General features: G+C 42.0%; 14 protein-coding genes. 3 read left to right on the plus strand and 11 right to left on the minus strand.

The features are described from left to right. Positions 1 to 5: 5 nt before the first annotated feature. On the plus strand, positions 6 to 2,543 hold the full coding sequence (locus IZT61_RS18760) for a lamin tail domain-containing protein (RefSeq protein WP_196098551.1): 2,538 nt from the start codon (positions 6 to 8) through the stop codon (positions 2,541 to 2,543). A 273-nt stretch (positions 2,544 to 2,816) separates the two neighbouring features. On the opposite strand, the gene IZT61_RS18765 is transcribed toward IZT61_RS18760, so the two are convergent. The 10 genes from IZT61_RS18765 to IZT61_RS18810 all read right to left on the minus strand — a co-directional run bounded on the left by IZT61_RS18765 (position 2,817) and on the right by IZT61_RS18810 (position 13,692). Beyond that, positions 2,817 to 3,686: a sugar phosphate isomerase/epimerase family protein gene (locus IZT61_RS18765; RefSeq protein WP_196098552.1), complete on the minus strand. Its 870-nt coding sequence runs from the start codon at positions 3,684 to 3,686 to the stop codon at positions 2,817 to 2,819. 11 nt (positions 3,687 to 3,697) lie between these two features. Continuing rightward, entirely contained in the window at positions 3,698 to 4,570 is an 873-nt protein-coding gene (locus IZT61_RS18770; protein ID WP_196098553.1) for a TIM barrel protein, read from the minus strand. A gap of 55 nt (positions 4,571 to 4,625) precedes the next feature. Further along, positions 4,626 to 5,855 (minus strand): nucleoside permease, encoded by a 1,230-nt coding sequence (locus IZT61_RS18775; RefSeq protein WP_196098554.1) that lies wholly within the window; start codon positions 5,853 to 5,855, stop codon positions 4,626 to 4,628. 183 nt (positions 5,856 to 6,038) lie between these two features. After that, the gene (locus tag IZT61_RS18780) at positions 6,039 to 6,719 is read right to left on the minus strand and encodes a 3-keto-disaccharide hydrolase (RefSeq protein WP_196098555.1); all 681 of its coding nucleotides are present in this window, start codon (positions 6,717 to 6,719) and stop codon (positions 6,039 to 6,041) included. Positions 6,720 to 6,801: 82 nt separating this feature from the next. Next, the gene (locus IZT61_RS18785; RefSeq protein ID WP_196098556.1) at positions 6,802 to 8,259 is read right to left on the minus strand and encodes a Gfo/Idh/MocA family protein; all 1,458 of its coding nucleotides are present in this window, start codon (positions 8,257 to 8,259) and stop codon (positions 6,802 to 6,804) included. A 62-nt stretch (positions 8,260 to 8,321) separates the two neighbouring features. Beyond that, positions 8,322 to 8,879: a c-type cytochrome gene (locus tag IZT61_RS22355; RefSeq protein ID WP_230383765.1), complete on the minus strand. Its 558-nt coding sequence runs from the start codon at positions 8,877 to 8,879 to the stop codon at positions 8,322 to 8,324. A gap of 72 nt (positions 8,880 to 8,951) precedes the next feature. Further along, positions 8,952 to 10,004, minus strand: a complete 1,053-nt coding sequence (locus IZT61_RS18795) for a sugar phosphate isomerase/epimerase family protein (protein WP_196098557.1) — start codon at positions 10,002 to 10,004, stop codon at positions 8,952 to 8,954. 9 nt (positions 10,005 to 10,013) lie between these two features. Continuing rightward, positions 10,014 to 11,171, minus strand: coding sequence for a Gfo/Idh/MocA family protein (locus tag IZT61_RS18800; RefSeq protein ID WP_196098558.1), 1,158 nt, complete (start codon positions 11,169 to 11,171; stop codon positions 10,014 to 10,016). Positions 11,172 to 11,380: 209 nt separating this feature from the next. Continuing rightward, positions 11,381 to 13,081: a GMC oxidoreductase gene (locus IZT61_RS18805; RefSeq protein ID WP_196098559.1), complete on the minus strand. Its 1,701-nt coding sequence runs from the start codon at positions 13,079 to 13,081 to the stop codon at positions 11,381 to 11,383. Positions 13,082 to 13,107: 26 nt separating this feature from the next. Further along, complete coding sequence (locus IZT61_RS18810) at positions 13,108 to 13,692, minus strand: gluconate 2-dehydrogenase subunit 3 family protein (protein WP_196098560.1); 585 nt, start codon at positions 13,690 to 13,692, stop codon at positions 13,108 to 13,110. Between the two features lie 411 nt (positions 13,693 to 14,103). On the opposite strand from IZT61_RS18810, the gene IZT61_RS18815 reads away from it, so the two are divergent. Both IZT61_RS18815 and IZT61_RS18820 read left to right on the plus strand, forming a co-directional pair. Then, complete coding sequence (locus IZT61_RS18815) at positions 14,104 to 15,048, plus strand: NAD-dependent epimerase/dehydratase family protein (RefSeq protein WP_196098561.1); 945 nt, start codon at positions 14,104 to 14,106, stop codon at positions 15,046 to 15,048. 299 nt (positions 15,049 to 15,347) lie between these two features. Beyond that, the gene (locus IZT61_RS18820) at positions 15,348 to 16,076 is read left to right on the plus strand and encodes a YebC/PmpR family DNA-binding transcriptional regulator (protein WP_196098562.1); all 729 of its coding nucleotides are present in this window, start codon (positions 15,348 to 15,350) and stop codon (positions 16,074 to 16,076) included. A 130-nt stretch (positions 16,077 to 16,206) separates the two neighbouring features. On the opposite strand, the gene IZT61_RS18825 is transcribed toward IZT61_RS18820, so the two are convergent. Continuing rightward, positions 16,207 to 18,057 carry a RagB/SusD family nutrient uptake outer membrane protein gene (locus IZT61_RS18825; protein WP_196098563.1) on the minus strand — a complete coding sequence of 617 codons (1,851 nt, stop codon included), beginning with the start codon at positions 18,055 to 18,057 and terminating at the stop codon, positions 16,207 to 16,209. Positions 18,058 to 18,075: the final 18 nt, after the last annotated feature.

Here is an 18,075-nt window from a genome sequence, read left to right on the forward strand (position 1 = left end):
CAAATATGAAGAAAATTCTGCTTATATCCCTATTGTTATTTTCTAAAATTGCTTTTTCTCAGGTTTTCGATTCGTTTTCTGACGGCGATTTCTCCAAAAATCCGGCGTGGAATGGCGATATCAATTATTTTCAAGTCAATGCAAAAATGCGGCTGCAGGCCAAAGGGCAACAGCTTGCCTCGCAAACCATTGCGTTATCAACCCCAAGCCAGTTCAGTTTAAACGCAAGCTGGGAGTTTTTAGTGCAGCTTAATTTCGATCCAACAGCAACCAATTTCGTTCGTATCTATTTAACATCCGACCAGGAAAACCTGAAAGGAAGCTTAAATGGCTATTTTGTTCAAATAGGGGAGGCCGGCACAACAGACGGATTGCACTTATATAAACAAACGAAAACAGCTACAACGCGACTTATTACTGGACCACAAAAAACCCGGGCGGCCAACAATCTGTTCCTCGCTAAAATCAAGGTAACAAGAGACGAGGCAGGCAAATGGAACCTGTACAGCGATGTTACGGGTGGTAATAGCTTCAGCCTCGAGGGAAATGTTTTTGACAATACTTTCACTACTTCGGCCTATGCTGGCGTTTTCTGTAAGTATGCAACCGCTTCGAGATCTAATCAGTATATTTTTGACGATTTTAAGATCGATGACCTGGTTCCTGATCGTACGCCACCAACATTGATTGGCGTTACGAGCGTTGATTCGGTACACTTAGACGTCGCCTTTTCCGAACCTTTGGATGCAACTTCTGCATCCGATTTAAGTAACTACAGTCTGTCTAATGGCTATGGATCTCCAATAAATGTGAGTACAACCGCTGCGGCAACTGTTTATAGATTAGCTTATGCTAAAAAGTTTCTATCGGGTGCATACACTTTGGTTGTGAATAATGTGAAAGATAAAAAAGGGAATATCATCGCCACCGATAGCAAAGCGGTTTTCAAATATATAAAGCCCTACACAGCGCAATATGGCGATGTGGTGATCAACGAAATTTTCGCAAACCCATCGGGCAGCCCTGGTTTGCCTCAAAAGGAATTTGTAGAGATTTGGAATTCTACAGATGAATACATTTTAACGCAAGGCTGGAAACTTGCCGACCAAACCTCGTCATTTACCTTCGGTATTGACACTATAAGCCCGAACGAACTGGTTGTGCTATGTGCAAAGGCTGATGAAAGTCTATTTAAGCCTTTCGGAAAGACTGTTCCGCTGTCGCCCTGGCCAAGCTTAAACAACGATAAGGATATCCTTACATTAAGTGATCATACGGGGCGAGTAATTGACAAAGTTGCTTATTTTGATAGCTGGTATAAGGATGATGTGAAGAAAAAGGGTGGTTTCTCTCTGGAGCTTATTGATCCAAAAAACATTTGCCGGGGAATACAAAACTGGTCGGCTTCTACCGATGCAGCCGGGGGCACACCGGGGAAACAAAATTCAGTTTATCGATCACAAATAAGTACAGCGGTTCCGAAGCTGTTATCAGCAACGATAATTGATAGCGTTACGATTGAAGTAGAATTTTCTAAGCCCGTAGATAGTTTATCTGCGGCGCAACCGGATCATTATGTAATGAACAATGGAATTGGCAATCCATCATCTGCAAGTGTTAAATTACAGGGTTTCGAGGTCGTTACACTTAAGTTTGCGGCACCATTTGCGAGAGGTGTTGAACATACTTTAACGGTTGGCAATGTTACCGATTGCGCTGGTAATCCAGTAAGCCCGGCTGCCAATTCGGCCAAATTATTTATCGCGAAGAAAATCGGCGTCCACGATATGCTCATTTCTGAGGTGCTGTTTAACCCTAAAGCTGGCAGTGTAGATTTCGTAGAGATTTATAATAACACCGATCATGTTCTCGATATGAAGGACTTGCAACTGGCGAATGCCGATTCGGCTGGTGCGCCCGCAAACATTAACGTATTGTCGACCAAAAGCATGCTTATTGAATCGAAAAGCTATTGGGTGATTAGTACAAATACCTTAAGTATTCAGTCCAATTACTTTTGCGAAAATCCAGATCATTTTATTCAGTTAAAGACTTTGCCCGTTTACAATAATGACAAGGGAACGGTGATATTGTTGAGTGGAAGTTTAATGATTGATCGTTTTGATTACACTGACAAAATGAAAATGCCCTTGCTGCAGAATGCGGACGGTGTTTCGCTCGAGCGTGTTTCCTTTTTGAAAGGCGCCAACGATGTTGGAAATTTTAAGTCGGCTGCGGCTTCTGTTGGTTTCGCAACGCCAACGTATAAAAACTCACAAGAACCCAATGGTGATGTAGATTTTGTCGAGATAGCAGCTAAAACTTTTTCGCCTGACGGCGATGGCTTTGAAGATGTGATGAATTTGGATTATCAGGTTGCTGAAAATGCAAATTTGGCCACGGTTAATGTATTTTCAGACAAAGGAGTATTGATCCGCAGGTTGCTAAAAAATCAAACCATTGGTACAAAAGGAAGGTTAACCTGGGACGGCTTAAATGAAAACGGGCAAAAAGCAGGAGGGGATTTATGTTATCCTATTTGACGTTTTCGATTTAAATGGAACTGCGAAGCGCTTTAGGAATACTTGTGTGCTGGCAGCAAAGTTGAATTAGGCGTACTGTCATTCTGAACCTAGTGAAGAACCCCCAAGCTACGGAATGCTAGCGTCAATGAGACCACAAACCAAAATTGTGAGCGTAGCTGGAAATTTGGATTCCCGTGATAATCGGTTAGAGATTATTCATGGTAAGCGCTGTTTTTTAGCGGTACTCACGCTTGTTTCGCAGGTCTTCCTTCGTCAGAATGACGGCATATACTAAACCAAATTCGCCTTTATATAATCGCAGCTTGTTTTTATCGATCCGATTGGGTCGGGTTGATAGTTATTTTCGTGCTCTACAAAGAAGTGTTGCATTCCCGCCAGTTTGGCTCCCGCAAAGATCGATTTAAAATCTATGGAACCTTTCCCAACTTCGGTATTCAGTTCTGGCTTGGTTTTATCCATATCCTTAACATGCCACATTGGGAAACGCCCGGGGTATTTTTTAAAGAAAGCAAGCGGATCGTTGCCAGAGCGCACCACCCAATACAAATCCATTTCGAAATTAACCAGGTTTTTATCCGTTTCCTGAAGATAAAGATCGTACCCTGTAAGATTATCGAGTTTTTTGAATTCGAAATCGTGGTTATGGTAGGCAAACTTTAAACCCGATTGTTTGGCTATTTCGGCAACTTTGTTAAAGTCGGATGCTGTTTTTTTGAAACCATCCGCACCCTTGCTCATGTCGACATGTGCCCCAGCGATGGTGAAATACTTTCCACCAATTGCTGCACAAGAATCGATATCTGCCTTAAGCTTATCGGTTTTACCGGTTTTTGCAAACTCGTCCATCCCGTAATGGCCACTTGGTGCTTTTAATCCGTTGGCATCAAGTAACGTCTTAAACTCCTTTATAGATAAATTCCAGAACTTTCCGTTAGCGAAACCATAAGTTTCTACTTCTTTATAGCCTGCCCCGGCCACTTTTTCGATCACGCCATTTACATCTTTGGGTAAAAGATCTCGAAGTGTGTACAACTGCAGGCCCACATTTTTATTTGCTTTATTAAAAGCAAAAGATGGAATAAGCAGAGTAGCACTTGCTGCTAACCCAGCCTGCTTTAAAAAAGTTCTTCTTGAATTCATAGCTACAACGTTTAAATTAATTCCTTTTTGATATAAGCGCAGCTTGCGGTAACCGATGCAACCGGGTTTGGCTTATAATTGGTTTCGTGCTCAACAAAAAAATACTTCATGCCCGAAAGTTTGGCCTCAGCAAAAATCGGTTTAAAATCGATTGATCCAGTTCCTACTTCAGCATTTAAATCTGGATTGGCCTTATCCATGTCCTTCACGTGCCACATGGTAAAACGACCTGGGTTTTCTTTAAATAGTTTTATCGGATCGTGCCCGGCACGTACCACCCAATATAAATCCAGTTCGAAATTGACCAGATTTTTATCTGTTTCTGCCAAAAGGATCTCATATCCGCTGGTTTCGCCCTGCTTTTCGAATTCAAAGTTATGATTATGGTAGGCTAATTTCAGTCCTGCTTTTTTGCATTCCTGACCGGCCACATTTATTTTTTCAGCAACCTTTTTATAATCGTCGGCAGTTTTTCTGATCTCTTCATTAAGCCAGGGAATGGTTATATATTCGCTTCCCAACATTTTGGCAGCAACAATTGCTTCTTCTAATTCGGCTTGATCACCAGTTGATAAATAGTCGGTTAATCCATAGTGTCCACTTGGCGCATATAACCCGTTATCATCTAAAAGCTGTTTGAACTTTACAGGATCAAGACCCCAAAACTGATCTTTAATAGAAAAGCCATAAGCTTCTACCTGATTAAAACCAGCTTTTGCCACTTTTTCAATCGTTCCTTTAACATCTTTAGGCAATTCATCGCGTAGGGAGTAAAGTTGCAGACCGACATTCTTTTTACTGCCCATGCAGGCAAACGATGGTACCAAAAGTGCAGCGGCCGCAGCCATGCTGCCGCTTAATAAAAAATTTCTTCTTGTAAGCATATATTAGATTTTAAACAGATAAGCAGGTCTAAAACCTGCTTATCTGTTTTGGTTGTTATCGCTGCTGTGTTTCTGCCTGAATTTGGGTTTGGGCTACATTTCTATCTTTAAAAAACAGGATGAAAAATAGCGCCACAACACCGGCAATGCCCGCAGGAATTAACCAAATGGTGTGCCAGTCGTGAGTTCCCGGAACAGCGTATTTGTTTACAACCATGCCCGAAATTATCGAGCCGATTAGCATACCAACGCCGTAAGTTGCCAGGGTAATAAAGCCTTGAGCGGCACTTTTAAATTTTTCTCCCGCAAGCCTATCTGTATAAATCTGGCCTGTAACAAAGAAGAAATCGTAACAAATTCCGTGGAGAATAATTCCACCGATTAGCATCCAATAGTTGCTTTCGGCGTTACCAAATGCAAAGAATACATACCTAACAACCCACGCTATCATACCTATTGCCAGCATTTTTTTTACGCCAAGACGAGCAAAAAACAACGGCATTAATAACATGAACAAGGTTTCAGAAACCTGACCTAAAGCCTGCACACCTGCTGCTTTTTTCATTCCCACTTCATTAAGAAATGGATTGGTGAAATTATAATAAAAAGCCAAAGGAATACAGATTGCAATTGATGCGATGAAAAATAACAAGAACGACTTGTTTTTAAGTAAGCCAAGGGCATCTAAGCCCAAAATATCGCGGATAGAGGTTTTTTCACCTTTCTTTACCGGAGGGGTATGCGGTAAAAAGAAGCTGAGTACACCTAACGCGATGGAGGCAACAGAGGCCATTTTGAACGTCAAAACAAGGTTTCCAGATTGTTCCCAGTTCAACCATCCAATTACCAATCCGGCAATGATCCAACCAATGGTTCCAAAAACACGTATAGATGGAAATTCCTTGCCGGGATCTTTAAGCTGTTTAAACGATATGGAATTGACTAGTGCAAGGGTGGGCATAAAAGCGATCATGTATCCCAAAATGAATGGGAAAAATGCTTCGAAATTCAGCGATGTTCCTGCCACCCAAAGTAATACGCCGCCAACTAAATGTAAAATGCCCAGTACTTTTTGTGCAGAGAAAAACTTATCTGCAATTAAACCGATAATAAAGGGTGCGATGATGGCACCGAGCGACTGTGTGCTATAGGCCGAACCGATCTGAACATCATTGGCTAACAGATTTTTCCCCAGAAAGGTACCTAGTGTTACGAACCATGCGCCCCAGATAAAAAATTCGAGGAACATCATGGATGAGAGTTTAAAACGAGTGATGGTATTCATTTGGTTTATATATGGTTTTTAGAGCCCCACCTAAATCCTCCCCAGAGGGGAGGACTTTTGGGCTTGTGGTTTATTTTAAGGCTTAAAGGGTGTAGGGTTTGTAGTGCAAATTTTAAAAGCTTTAAGGCATTTGCGTTGGAAAGAAAACCCTTTACCCTCAACCTTTCTACCCCTCTACCTTTTTTATAGTTCTTTTATTGATATATTCTTGTACCACACTTCGTCGCCATGATCTTGAAGCGCAATTTTGCCGGTTTTAAATGCGCCCCAATCTTTCCAGGTTGCAAATTTGCTGTTTGCTACAATACTTTTCCAGTTCTCATCCCAAAGCGTAGTTTTAACAACGGTAACACCATTTAAAATTAAGGTTAATTTACCATTTTTACTTATTATTTCTGCTTTATTCCATTCGCCTACTGGTTTAACAGGTTCCGAAGCGCTTTTAACCAAATCGTACAGGTCGCCGGCACGATGTTTTGGAAATTTGCCATCTGGGTGTCCATCGTTGTCAATTACCTGCATTTCTAACCCTGTAGAATATGTCGCGTGGTATTGAGGATCTTCATGAACGTAGAATATTAAGCCGCTATTTGCTTTGGGAGCTACTTTCCAATCGTATTTTAAGTGGAAGTTGCCGTACTCCTTATCGGTTACTAAATCGCCACCGCCATCTTTACCTTTAGTAGCTAAATCCAGGTGTAATGCGCCATCCTGAACTTGCCAGGCACTGCCAACGCCAGTTTTGTTATAAGTGTGCCAGCCAGTTGTTGTTTTGCCATCAAATAATGGCTTAAAGCCTTTTTGTGCTTTTGATATTTGGGTTACTGCAAGTAATATACAGGCAGAAAGGAAGATTTTTTTCATGTTTTTATAAGTTGTCGTCATTGCGAGAAACGAAGCAATGTCAGTAGATTCTTCGTTCCTCGCAATTGACGATTTTTTGCTTTTAGAGTGTTAAATTGTTCCAGCCTTTACGGTATTCGCGTTTTACAAACTGGTTTGCTTCATCAAAGTTGGTTACTTTCATGTTGTCGTTATCCCAAAGCATTTTGGTGTACCTTCCTGGATAGCTGGTTTTGCCATTCACTGTTTTCTGAATATCGAAACTTCTTATTGCCAGGTTGGCCATTAATAATGCTTCGGTTAGCGGACCAGCAATTTCGAAAGGCGAACTTACCTCTTGTTTGCCATAACCAGCAATTGCAGCTTCTACCCATTGTTTGTAATGGCCGTTTGCGCCCTCGGGTACGCGTGCATATTTTGGAGCCACTTTAATATCCTTGTTTCGGCTTAACGGCAACAATTTAGGGTTTGCGCTGTAGGTTTCAGACATCATTTTCCCTTTGGTACCAATAAACAAGGTTCCATTTCCACCATCGCCAAAAGTCTCGTTAGCTTCTAACTCTTCCGGGCGTTCGGGTTGTATACCGCCGTCCATCCAATGTAAGGTCACATCGCCTTTTGTTTTGCTGGTTTTTGGGAATTTCAGGGTTACGTGACTTGATGGAGGGCAACTTTCTGGAAAATACCCACGTTTAAACTCATCTACATATACCGAACCCACACTTGCCTCAACTTCTTTGGCATATTTTAAATTCAACACACTAAACGGAGCCTCAATTAAATGGCAGCCCATATCGCCAAGTGCGCCGGTTCCGTAATCCCACCAGCCACGCCAGTTAAATGGAACCAATTTGTCTACATAATCTTTTTCAGGCGCAGTTCCCAACCATAAATTCCAATCTAATTCTTTTGGAATCTCTGCTTTTTTATCTGGCCAGGGAATGCCTTGTGGCCAAACCGGACGATTGGTCCATGCGTAAACGGTATGCACATCGCCGATTAAACCGGCTTCATACCATTCTTTCATCTGACGGGGACCGTCGTTTGAAGCACCTTGATTACCCATTTGGGTCACTACTTTATATTTTTTTGCCGCAGCAGTTAAAATACGTGCTTCGTATATATCGTGGGTTAATGGTTTTTGAACGTATACATGTTTGCCTAACTGCATGGCGGCAAGTGCTTGTATGGCGTGGTTATGATCGGGAGTGGACACCGAAACGGCGTCGAAATTTTTGTGTTCCTTGTCCAACATTTCCCGCCAGTCTTTATAGTATTTGGCTTTCGGGAAAGCTTTTACGCTATTTGCTGCACGGCGATCGTCTACATCACATAAAAAAGCAATATCTGCCTTTCCGCTTTTGTAAAACATATTCAGATCACTTTCGCCTTTTCCGCCTACGCCGATACCTGCAACAAGTAAACGATCGCTAGGGGCCAGGTATCCCGGGCCACCCAAAACGTGGCGAGGTACAATCATAAATGCTGCAGCGGCAATGGCTGAAGTCTTAATAAAATCACGGCGGTTACTCGTGTTCTTATTGTTTTGCTCTGTTTTCATATTCAGTAAATCGATTTGCTAATGGGATGTGACTATATTTTTGGTCTTTCTTTAGGGTGCTATTATTTTTTCTTTAATGATAGAATGTATTTTACCATTAATTTGGCATCGTCTTTTTTAAGCGTGGCATGCGCAGTCATTGGCATTGTACCCCAAACGCCTGATCCGCCTTTGATAATTTTATCAGATAAATAATTGATGTTCTTTTCGGTTGCGGGATATTTTTTGGCAATGTCCATATAAGCAGGGCCGATAATTTTGTTCACTTTGTTGTGGCAGCCAATACAGTCAGATTTATTGATCAGTTTTTCGCCGGCGGTCACTTGTAATGCTGTGGTGCTAGCCGATGGTGCTACTGGCGCTGCCTTTGCTGATTCTGCTTCTACCGGTGCCGCCTCGGTTGGCTTTACAGGTGCTGTTTCAGTTTCTTTTGTCGCCGATGGTTGCTCTGCGGTTTGCGTAGCTGCTGGCGTTGCTGTTTTGGTAGTTTCTGCTGTTGCCGGTACTGTCGCCGATGTTGCCGTTGCGTTATTTTCGTTTTCTTTTGATGAATCTGCTGTGCAGAATGAGGCCATGAATATGACTACGAGTCCTAAAATTAAAAATGATGTTCTTTTCATTGTGTATGTTTTGTTATTGATGATGTTAATTTTGCGTATTAAGATAATTACTTACGCAGATTTTTGTTAATGTTATAAACCTAATATTTTTTTATTGAAAGCGCTGTCGCTGCCCGACGCTGCAAAATCGTCGAAAGCTTTTTCAGTTACATTAATAATGTGTTTTTTGATAAATTCGGCACCTTCGCGGGCACCGTCTTCCTGGTTTTTAATGCAACACTCCCATTCCATAACGGCCCAACCTTTAAAGTCGTATTGAGCCAGCTTACTAAAAATGGTTCTAAAGTCGACCTGTCCGTCACCCGGAGAGCGATACCTTCCGGCTCTGTTGGCCCAACTTTGGTAGCCTCCAAATGTGCCTTGTTTGCCTGTTGGGTTAAATTCAGCGTCTTTTACGTGGAAAGCTTTAATCCGTTCGTGATAGAAATCGATGTATTGAATGTAATCCAACTGTTGGAGAACAAAGTGCGATGGATCGTACAACAAACAGGCACGCGGGTGGTTGTTTACTGCTGCCAGGAACATTTCGTAAGTTTCGCCATCAAATAAATCCTCGCCCGGATGGATCTCATAACAAACATCTACGCCGCAGTTGTCAAACTCATTTAAAATCGGCATCCATCGTTTTGCCAATTCAGCAAAACCTTCTTCAACTAATCCGGCAGGACGTTGCGGCCAGGGATGAAAGTACTGCCAAAGCAACGAACCGCTAAATGTAGCATGGGCGTTTAAGCCAAGATTTTGGGAGGCCTTTGCTGCATATTTCATTTGTTGAACGGCCCATTCGGTTCTTACCTTTGGGTTTTTATGCAGTTCTTTAGGGGCAAAGGCGTCGAATAAATCATCATAAGCGGGATGAACGGCAACCAACTGACCTTGAAGGTGGGTAGAAAGTTCTGTAATTTCTAATCCGTAAGCGGCGATTTTGCCTTTAAGCTCATCGGCATAGGTTTTGCTTTCTGCCGCCTTTTGAAGATCGATAAATCGGGTATCGAGCGTTGGCATTTGGATGCCTTTAAAACCCAATCCAGCTGCCCACTCACAAATACTATCGAGTGAATTAAAGGGCGCTTCATCGCTAATAAATTGCGCAAGAAAAACTGCTGGTCCTTTTAATGTAGTCATTATAACTGGTTAAATTTTATAATCTGTCCATTTTTGATCTGATTGACTTGATGCCACAACGTTTTCGATGAATGCCATGCCTCTTATGCCATCTTCAACGCCGGGAAAATCGAGCATTTCTATTGTGGGTTGTTCATTATTGAGTTTGGCATCAACGGTTAAGGCGAAGTTTCGGTAAATATTTGCAAACGCTTCCAGGTATCCTTCTGGGTGGCCGCCTGGCGTGCGGGTGTTATGTTGCGCAACACTGCTCATATAGCCGTTACCAGTTCTGTAAATCTGGGCAGGTTCATCTAACCATTTCACGATAAGGGTATTTGGCTCCATCTGGTGCCATTCCATGCCGCCTTTTTCGCCATACACTTTAATTTTTAGTGCATTTTCTTCTCCTGCAGCAATTTGTGAGGCAATTAAAACACCGTTTGATTCATTGTCGAATTTTAGCAATACGTTTCCGTCATCGTCGATAGCCCTTCCGGGAACAACAATATTTAAATCGGCGCAGACCTTGGTAATTTTTAGGCCAGAAATATATTCTGCAAGGTGTGCCGCATGCGTTCCAATGTCTCCCATGCTACCACTTTTTCCGGTTTTCGATGGATCGGTACGCCAGGCAGCCTGTGCGTTCCCTTCTCGTTCTGATAATTTGCTCAGCCAACCCTGCGGATATTCGACGATAATTTTTCTGATCGCACCCAATGCGCCGTCGCTCACCATTTGGCGGGCTTGTTTTACCATTGGATAACCTGAGTAAGTATGGGTTAAACATAGCGTTAAGCCGGTTTCTTCTACTTTAGCCTTCAATTGTTTTGCCTCGTCGAGTGTTAACGTTATCGGTTTTTCGATAACCACGTTAAAACCTTTATCCAAAGCCAGCATTGCGGGCGCAAAGTGAGCAAAGTTGGGTGTAACAATGGTTACGAAATCTATTCGCTCATCAGCTGGGAGTTCGCTTTCTTTTGAAAGCATCTCCTCATAACTTTTATAAATCCTTTCTTCGGGCAAAAACAGCAATTTACCCGATTCGTAGGCTACATCTGGATGGACGCTCAAAGCGCCTGCGCTAAGTTCGATCAAGCCATCCATATTTGCAGCTAAACGATGTACGGCACCAATAAAGGCGTCTTTTCCACCGCCTATCATGCCCATTCTTAGTTTTCTTCTCATATATTAAAGCCCCACCTAAATCCTCCCCAGAGGGGAGGACTTTTAGGCCTGTGATTTATTTAAGTTTATAGTTAATGTTAAAGAATTGAATCTTTGGTATTTAGTACAGAGTTATTAGTCCTAAACTTTAATCTTTAGCCTTTCAGTTTTAGTCTTTCAGCTTTCAGCTTTAGTCTTTGACCCTCTACCTTTCTACCTCTCTACCTTTCTTAAATATTGTTTTTCTTTAATTCTTTTACGGCATAATCACATGCCCGGGCAGTTAAAGCCATAAATGTTAACGAAGGATTTTGACAGGCGATTGAAGGCATGCACGATCCATCGGTTACGAAAACATTATTTACCTCATGCATCTGGTTCCATTTGTTAAGTACCGAAGTTTTTGGATCGTTACCCATTCTGGCAGTACCCATTTCGTGGATGGCCATGCCGGGATAACAGCCGTTATCGTATGTTCTGATGTTTTTCATGCCTGCTTTTTCCAGCATTTCTGCGGCATCGTTCATCATATCCACACGCATCTTCTTCTCATTCTCTTTGTATTCGCAATCGATTGCCAATACGGGCTGTCCCCATTTGTCTTTTTTGCTGTGATCAATGTAAACCTTGTTTTCGTAATAAGGCAACATTTCTCCGAAACCGCCCAATCCCATGCTCCATTTTCCGGGCTTGGTCATTTTTTCTTTTAAGCCAGCACCGAAAGATAACTCGGCAACATCGCTTTGCCAGTTGGAACGGCTTGCGCCACCCTGGTAGCCGAAGCCGCGTAAATAATCGCGTTTGTCGTTACCAACATTCTGATAACGAGGAATATAGATTCCGTTGGCACGACGACCGTAAGTGTATTTGTCTTCAAAGCCTTCGGCTTCGCCGGATGCGCCACAACGGAAATGGTGATCCATTAAGTTATGTCCCAACTGGCCGCTTCCATTACCTAAACCGTTTGGATGTGCCTCGGAAGTTGAGTTTAACAATACAAAGGTAGAGCCTAATGTTGATCCGTTAACGAAAACGATTTTAGCATAAAACTCCATTGTTTTGTTGGTTTCTGCATCGATAACCATTACACCTTTTGCCTTTTTAGTGTCCTTATCGTAAATAATATGGTTAACGATAGAATACGGCCTCAACGTTAAGCGCTTGGTGGCCATTGCTGCAGGCAGGGTAGAAGATTGGGTACTAAAATAAGCGCCAAACGGACATCCGCGGCTGCATAAATTTCTGTACTGGCAGTTCCCGCGGCCCTTGTGTGGAACAGTCAAATTGGCCACGCGGCCAATCATCATGATACGTTCCTTTTTATAGTGCTCTTCGATACGGGCCTTAACTGATTTTTCTACAATGTTTAAATCCATTGGAGGCAGAAATTGTCCATCAGGACAAAGCGGCCAGTTTTCTTGCGACCCGCTGATGCCGGCAAAACGCTCAGCATAATCGTACCAGGGCGCAAGGTCGGCGTAACGAATAGGCCAATCGGCACCGTGACCGTCTTTGGCGTTATCTTCAAAGTTTTGTTCGCCATAACGGTAGCTTTGTCGTCCCCACATCAGCGATTTACCGCCCACATGGAAACCGCGGTACCAATCGAAGCGTTTATCTTCGGTGTAAGGGCACTCCAAATCATTTACCCACCATTTTTCGTTAGCTTCCTGGTAAGGGTAATCTCTTTTTTGTACGGGGTGCGTACGTTTTTGTTCTTCGGTTAATCGTCCTGCATGTTTAAATTCCCAGGGGCTTTTCATGGCATTTTCGTAACCGGTTATGTGCTCAATGTTCATTCCTCTTTCGAGCATTAAAACACGTAAACCCTTTTCGGTAAGTTCTTTTGCAGCCCAGCCGCCACTAATCCCCGATCCTATAACAATAGCATCGTAAGTATTTTCGTCTTTTAAATTTGTATTTAAATTCATGATGTTTTGTTGTCTAGTTTTGGAAATTAGGTTGCCCACGAGCGTTGACCGGGTTTCAGTTTTGCATTTCCGTCATATCGGCCGGGAATGAGAACGTACTCACGGGCTTTGGTGCATCCTATCTCTGAGGCGTAATAGCCAAGCAAGGTTAAATCGCGGGCAGTAACAAAAAAGTAAACCAGGTCTTTGTTTTCCTCCGCTTTGGTTTCTTTTTGTGCAATGGCCATCAATCTGAGGTCGACCATTAACTTAGTGCGTTCGGGAACGGTTAGTGATAGGTAGTTTTTTCCGAAATCTTTTTTTGCTTTTTCCTGAAGTTCTCTGAAACCTTTTGCAAAGGAGTATTGCATTTCGCGAGGATAGCAATCTTGCATCATCATTGGGATAAACTTGCCCAATCCGGCTGCTTTTGCACCCGCAGAAGATTTTGTTGTGGGAACAATAACATCAGCAAATTCGGCAAAAATCTTTTCATCGCCCAGCGCAAACGACACCGAGTTCTTTTCATTTTCGGGGAGCGTAAAACTTTCAAATAAAACGCCCATTGTACTTGCCGAGATGGCTCCTCCAAGCAAGAATGCAACGTTTTTAAGTGCTTCTCTTCTGTGCATCGTTTTATGATTTTTTAATTTGGTTACATTAATGTGTTAAGGTGTAATATTATAAAATTTAAAGCATAAAAATCGTGGTTAATATGCTAAATTAACATCTGCAATGTGATTGTTACTAAGTAGATTCATTCTAAATAGAATCGGTTTATTTGGTTAGAGAAGGTTCTGGCGTAGTTTTTTTTGGCAAAACACTTCGTGTAAAAAGTACATTTAGTAGGCGGATGGCAGTCGTCGAATCCACCATTACCAAACATGGGTTTTTTGCAAATTTTGAAGTAGTTTCACCACCTGTTTATCCAACTGAAAAGCTTCAGCCTAAAGATAGCTGAATTTGTTTAAATATAAACAATAGTTTAAATATTATATTTGCCTTTTACCTCAATTTTTTACCTTTGCCAAATTCTTTATACGATGCAGGAAAAAATAATTGTTTTAGGCTCAAATGGCCAAATCGGTACCGAACTGGTTACGATGTTACGTAAGATATATGGCGATGACAATGTAGTTGCCTGCGATATTCGCCGACCAGATTACGATATCAAAAATTCGGCTCCTTTCGAGTTTGTGAATGTATTGGATAAGGAGATGATTAACGGGATTTTTAAGAAGTATAAACCTACGCAGGTTTATCTTTTGGCCGCGTTACTGTCTGCAACCGGCGAACAAAACCCTAAACTGGCCTGGGATTTAAATATGAACGGCCTTTTAAATGTGCTGGATCTGGCTTTAGAATATCATGTGGCAAAGGTTTACTGGCCAAGCTCCATCGCGGTTTTTGGGCCAAATTCCCCGAAAGATCAAACATCACAATATTGCATCATGGACCCGAATACGGTTTATGGGATAAGTAAATTGGCAGGCGAGCGTTGGTGCGAATATTATCATCAAAAATACGGGCTCGATGTACGGAGCATTCGATACCCGGGCTTAATTAGCTGGAAAGCTGCGCCAGGTGGCGGAACTACAGATTATGCAATCCATATTTTTCACGAGGCTTTGAAAAAAGGAAGTTACCAGAGCTTTTTGAATGCGGAAACCGAGTTGCCGATGATGTATATGGAGGATGCCATTCGCGGTACAATTGAGTTGATGGATGCGCCTGCAGATCAAATCTCGGTGAGAAGCAGTTATAATTTCGCCGGTGTGAGTTTTACGCCCGAGGTTTTGGCAGCAGAAATCAGGAAACATATTCCAGATTTTACGTTAACTTACGCCGACAATGATCCTCGCCAGCAAATTGCCAACAGTTGGCCCCGCTCTATTGATGATAGTTATGCAGCGAAAGATTGGGGCTGGAAACCTGAGTTCGATTTATCGAAACTAACGATGGATATGTTGAATAACTTGAGGAAATAGTTGGGAGTTTGGAGTTGGGAGTTTTGAGACCTGAGTTGGGAGGTGAAAACTTAAAGACTAAAGCGAAATAAGGTAGAGGGTTAAATCCGAAAGAGTAAAGCGAGAAAAATAGCCAGTTTAATCATGTGGTTGTTTAATCTTATACTCCTTGCCTGCGGCAGGAAGGAGTATAATCAACTTGATGGAAAAATGGCTACAATCAAAATTAAAGAAAAAACACTATAAAGGTGGAGGATTTGAAGGTTAGGGTGTAAAGTTTTACATTTCATATCTCATATCTTATATTTCAATACTATAAAATGGGAAGAGCATTCGAATTTAGAAAAGAAAGAAAATTTAAGCGTTGGGCCAAAATGGCGGTTCAGTTTACGCGTATTGGTAAGGATATTGTAATGGCGGTTAAGGAATCGGGACCTCATCCTGAAACCAACTCTCGTTTGCGAACTGCAATACAAAACGCAAAGGCTGTTAACATGCCTAAAGATCGGGTTGAAGCTGCAATTAAGCGTGCTTCGGATAAATCGATGGCCAATTATGAAGAAATCGTTTACGAAGGTTATGCGCCTCACGGAGTAGCCGTTTTAATAGAAACCGCTACCGACAATACAAACCGTACTGTTGCCAACGTTCGTAGTTATTTTAACAAAACCGATGGTTCTTTGGGTAAGACAGGCTCGTTGGATTTCATTTTTAGTCGTAAATCTGTCTTCCGGTTTACTCCAGCCGAAGATCTCGACTTAGAAGAATTAGAGTTTGAATTAATCGACGCTGGCTTGGAAGAACTTTATGTAGAAGCCGATGAGGAAGGCAATGATATTGTAGTTGCGCAAGGCGCTTTTGAAAACTTCGGTTCGTTACAAAAAGCACTGGAGGAAAAGGGTATTGAATTAAAAAGCTCAAAGTTGGAGCGGATCGCCTTATCGCATCACGAAGTAACTGAAGAGCAAGCTGCCGATGTGTTGAAATTGATTGATAAGTTGGAAGAGGATGATGATGTGCAGGCGGTTTATCACAATATGGCTGAGTAACGGATCAGTTTTCAGTTAGCAGTTAACTAAACGAATTTCTATAAAAGCAAAGCCCGATTTTTACGATCGGGCTTTTGCTTTCATTTGATTTTGTATTTACCAATTGGGGTTTTGTTTTAAAGTTGCTATTCTAATAAACCCAACCAGGTGTCGGTTTTAGATTTTTATTTAATTCAATTTCTGCTTTAGGAACTGGCCAAGTGTACCAAAAATCGCCTATCCACTCATAAGTGGTTCCACCGGTGCTTTCTGTACCTCCTGTACCTCCCCAAACTGGTTGTGCAAATTTTTCACTAAACTTGGTTTCCTTTAAGGTTTTCCAACGCATTTCGTCAAAAAAGTTTACGCCTTCCCCTACAAACTCACGTCGACGTTCATCACGCACATAATTGCGTGCAGTTGTTTGGCTAGAAAAAGATGATGGCATAGTAATGATTCCTGCACGATCTCTCACACGTTTTACTTGAGCCATTGCACCAGAAAGGTTGCCCATCTCAACTAGGGCTTCCGCCCACATTAATACCACATCTGCATATCGAATGATAGGTTCATCTATCGGATTATCCTGACGACGGGCAAACTCTAATCCTTCGCCAACAAACTTACGGTGAATGTACTTGAATTCGTTTCTATTGCCTGCATTTCCAGTAGTGAAATACGTGCTAGGTAGATTTTTATTCAAGTTTGGCTCTGCACTGGATTGATCAAAATAGTATGCCGCGGGTACCGGATACCTGAAAGTGTACATACCTTCTGCAGTAGAGTTACTGTTTACTCCTTGAAAATCTGCATAAGGGGTAATTACATTGTAAGCTAAGCGAGGATCTCTATTTTGGTAGGCTCTTTTTAACCGAGCTTCATTGCCTTCGGCCAAATACAGGTCTTTTGCCGTTGGTATTTTGTTTAGCTCAGTATTTATACTGTTAGAAATGCTGGCGTGGATGTCTGCCCCGTTTACTTTTCTATCTCGAAGAAAAAATACTTTTCGGTTGGGCGTTCCAGATGCGCTAACAGCATTCCATTCTGGAATAAAATCTGCCCAATCGAATGGTTTAACGGTATTGGCATCTACAACTACCTCGTAAAGGTTTACCAATGCAGGTGTTACCTGTAAATCGGTCCAACAACCACGGCTGTCTTTCGATCCCTGTTGATTTGCAGCACAAAATTTTTGTAACCTACTGCCATATCCACTAGGGTCTTCGATATATTGTACGCTTAATATCATTTCCTGACAACGCTCATTGGCTAGCTTAAACAATTGCTTGTAATTTGGGAAGAGACTATAACCCATTTCGCCTACTTTGGCAAAATCGGCAACTGCTAGGTCGTATTTTTTTGATAATAAATAAGACCGACCTCTTAGCGCATAAGCTGCGCCTTTGCTCATTCTGCCTTGGCCCTGGATCTGGTTATTGGGCAATGCCGCTTCGTTGATGGCATCAGTCAGATCTTGGATGATAAACGCCCAAACTTCAGCTTCAGGACTTTGGCCCTTGTTTGCTTCAGACGGTGCAATCGGTACGGCATAAATGGGTACCCCCAAACCATCTCTGCCATATAGCTCGTTTAAGCGCATATAGAAAAACGCACGAAGTACTTTACATTCTGCCAATAAACGCCGCTTCTTTTCGTCGTTTATAGGGGCATTCGGGATGTTTACGATGGCATCATTAGCACGGTGTATACCATCAAATAACCATTTCCATTGAAAAGAAAAAGTAGAATTATTAGGATTCATGCCATAAGCTTCATAGCCGTAGTAGCCAATTTGTAAAGACTCTCCAACAATACCGCTGCTATTTACCGGGCGTTGTAACGAGTAATAAACTCCAATCACACCCTGATCTACCAAATTTTCGGTCGTCCACATAATGTTCGACGTGATCTGATCGGCAGTATATAGCTCAAGTGCTTTTTTGCATGACGATGTACAGGCTAACATGCCTACAATCGCCATTAAGAATATTTTATTTTTCATCTGAATATTATTTAGTTT

This window comes from Pedobacter endophyticus (assembly GCF_015679185.1).
GTDB classification, from domain to species: Bacteria; Bacteroidota; Bacteroidia; order Sphingobacteriales; family Sphingobacteriaceae; genus Pedobacter; species Pedobacter endophyticus.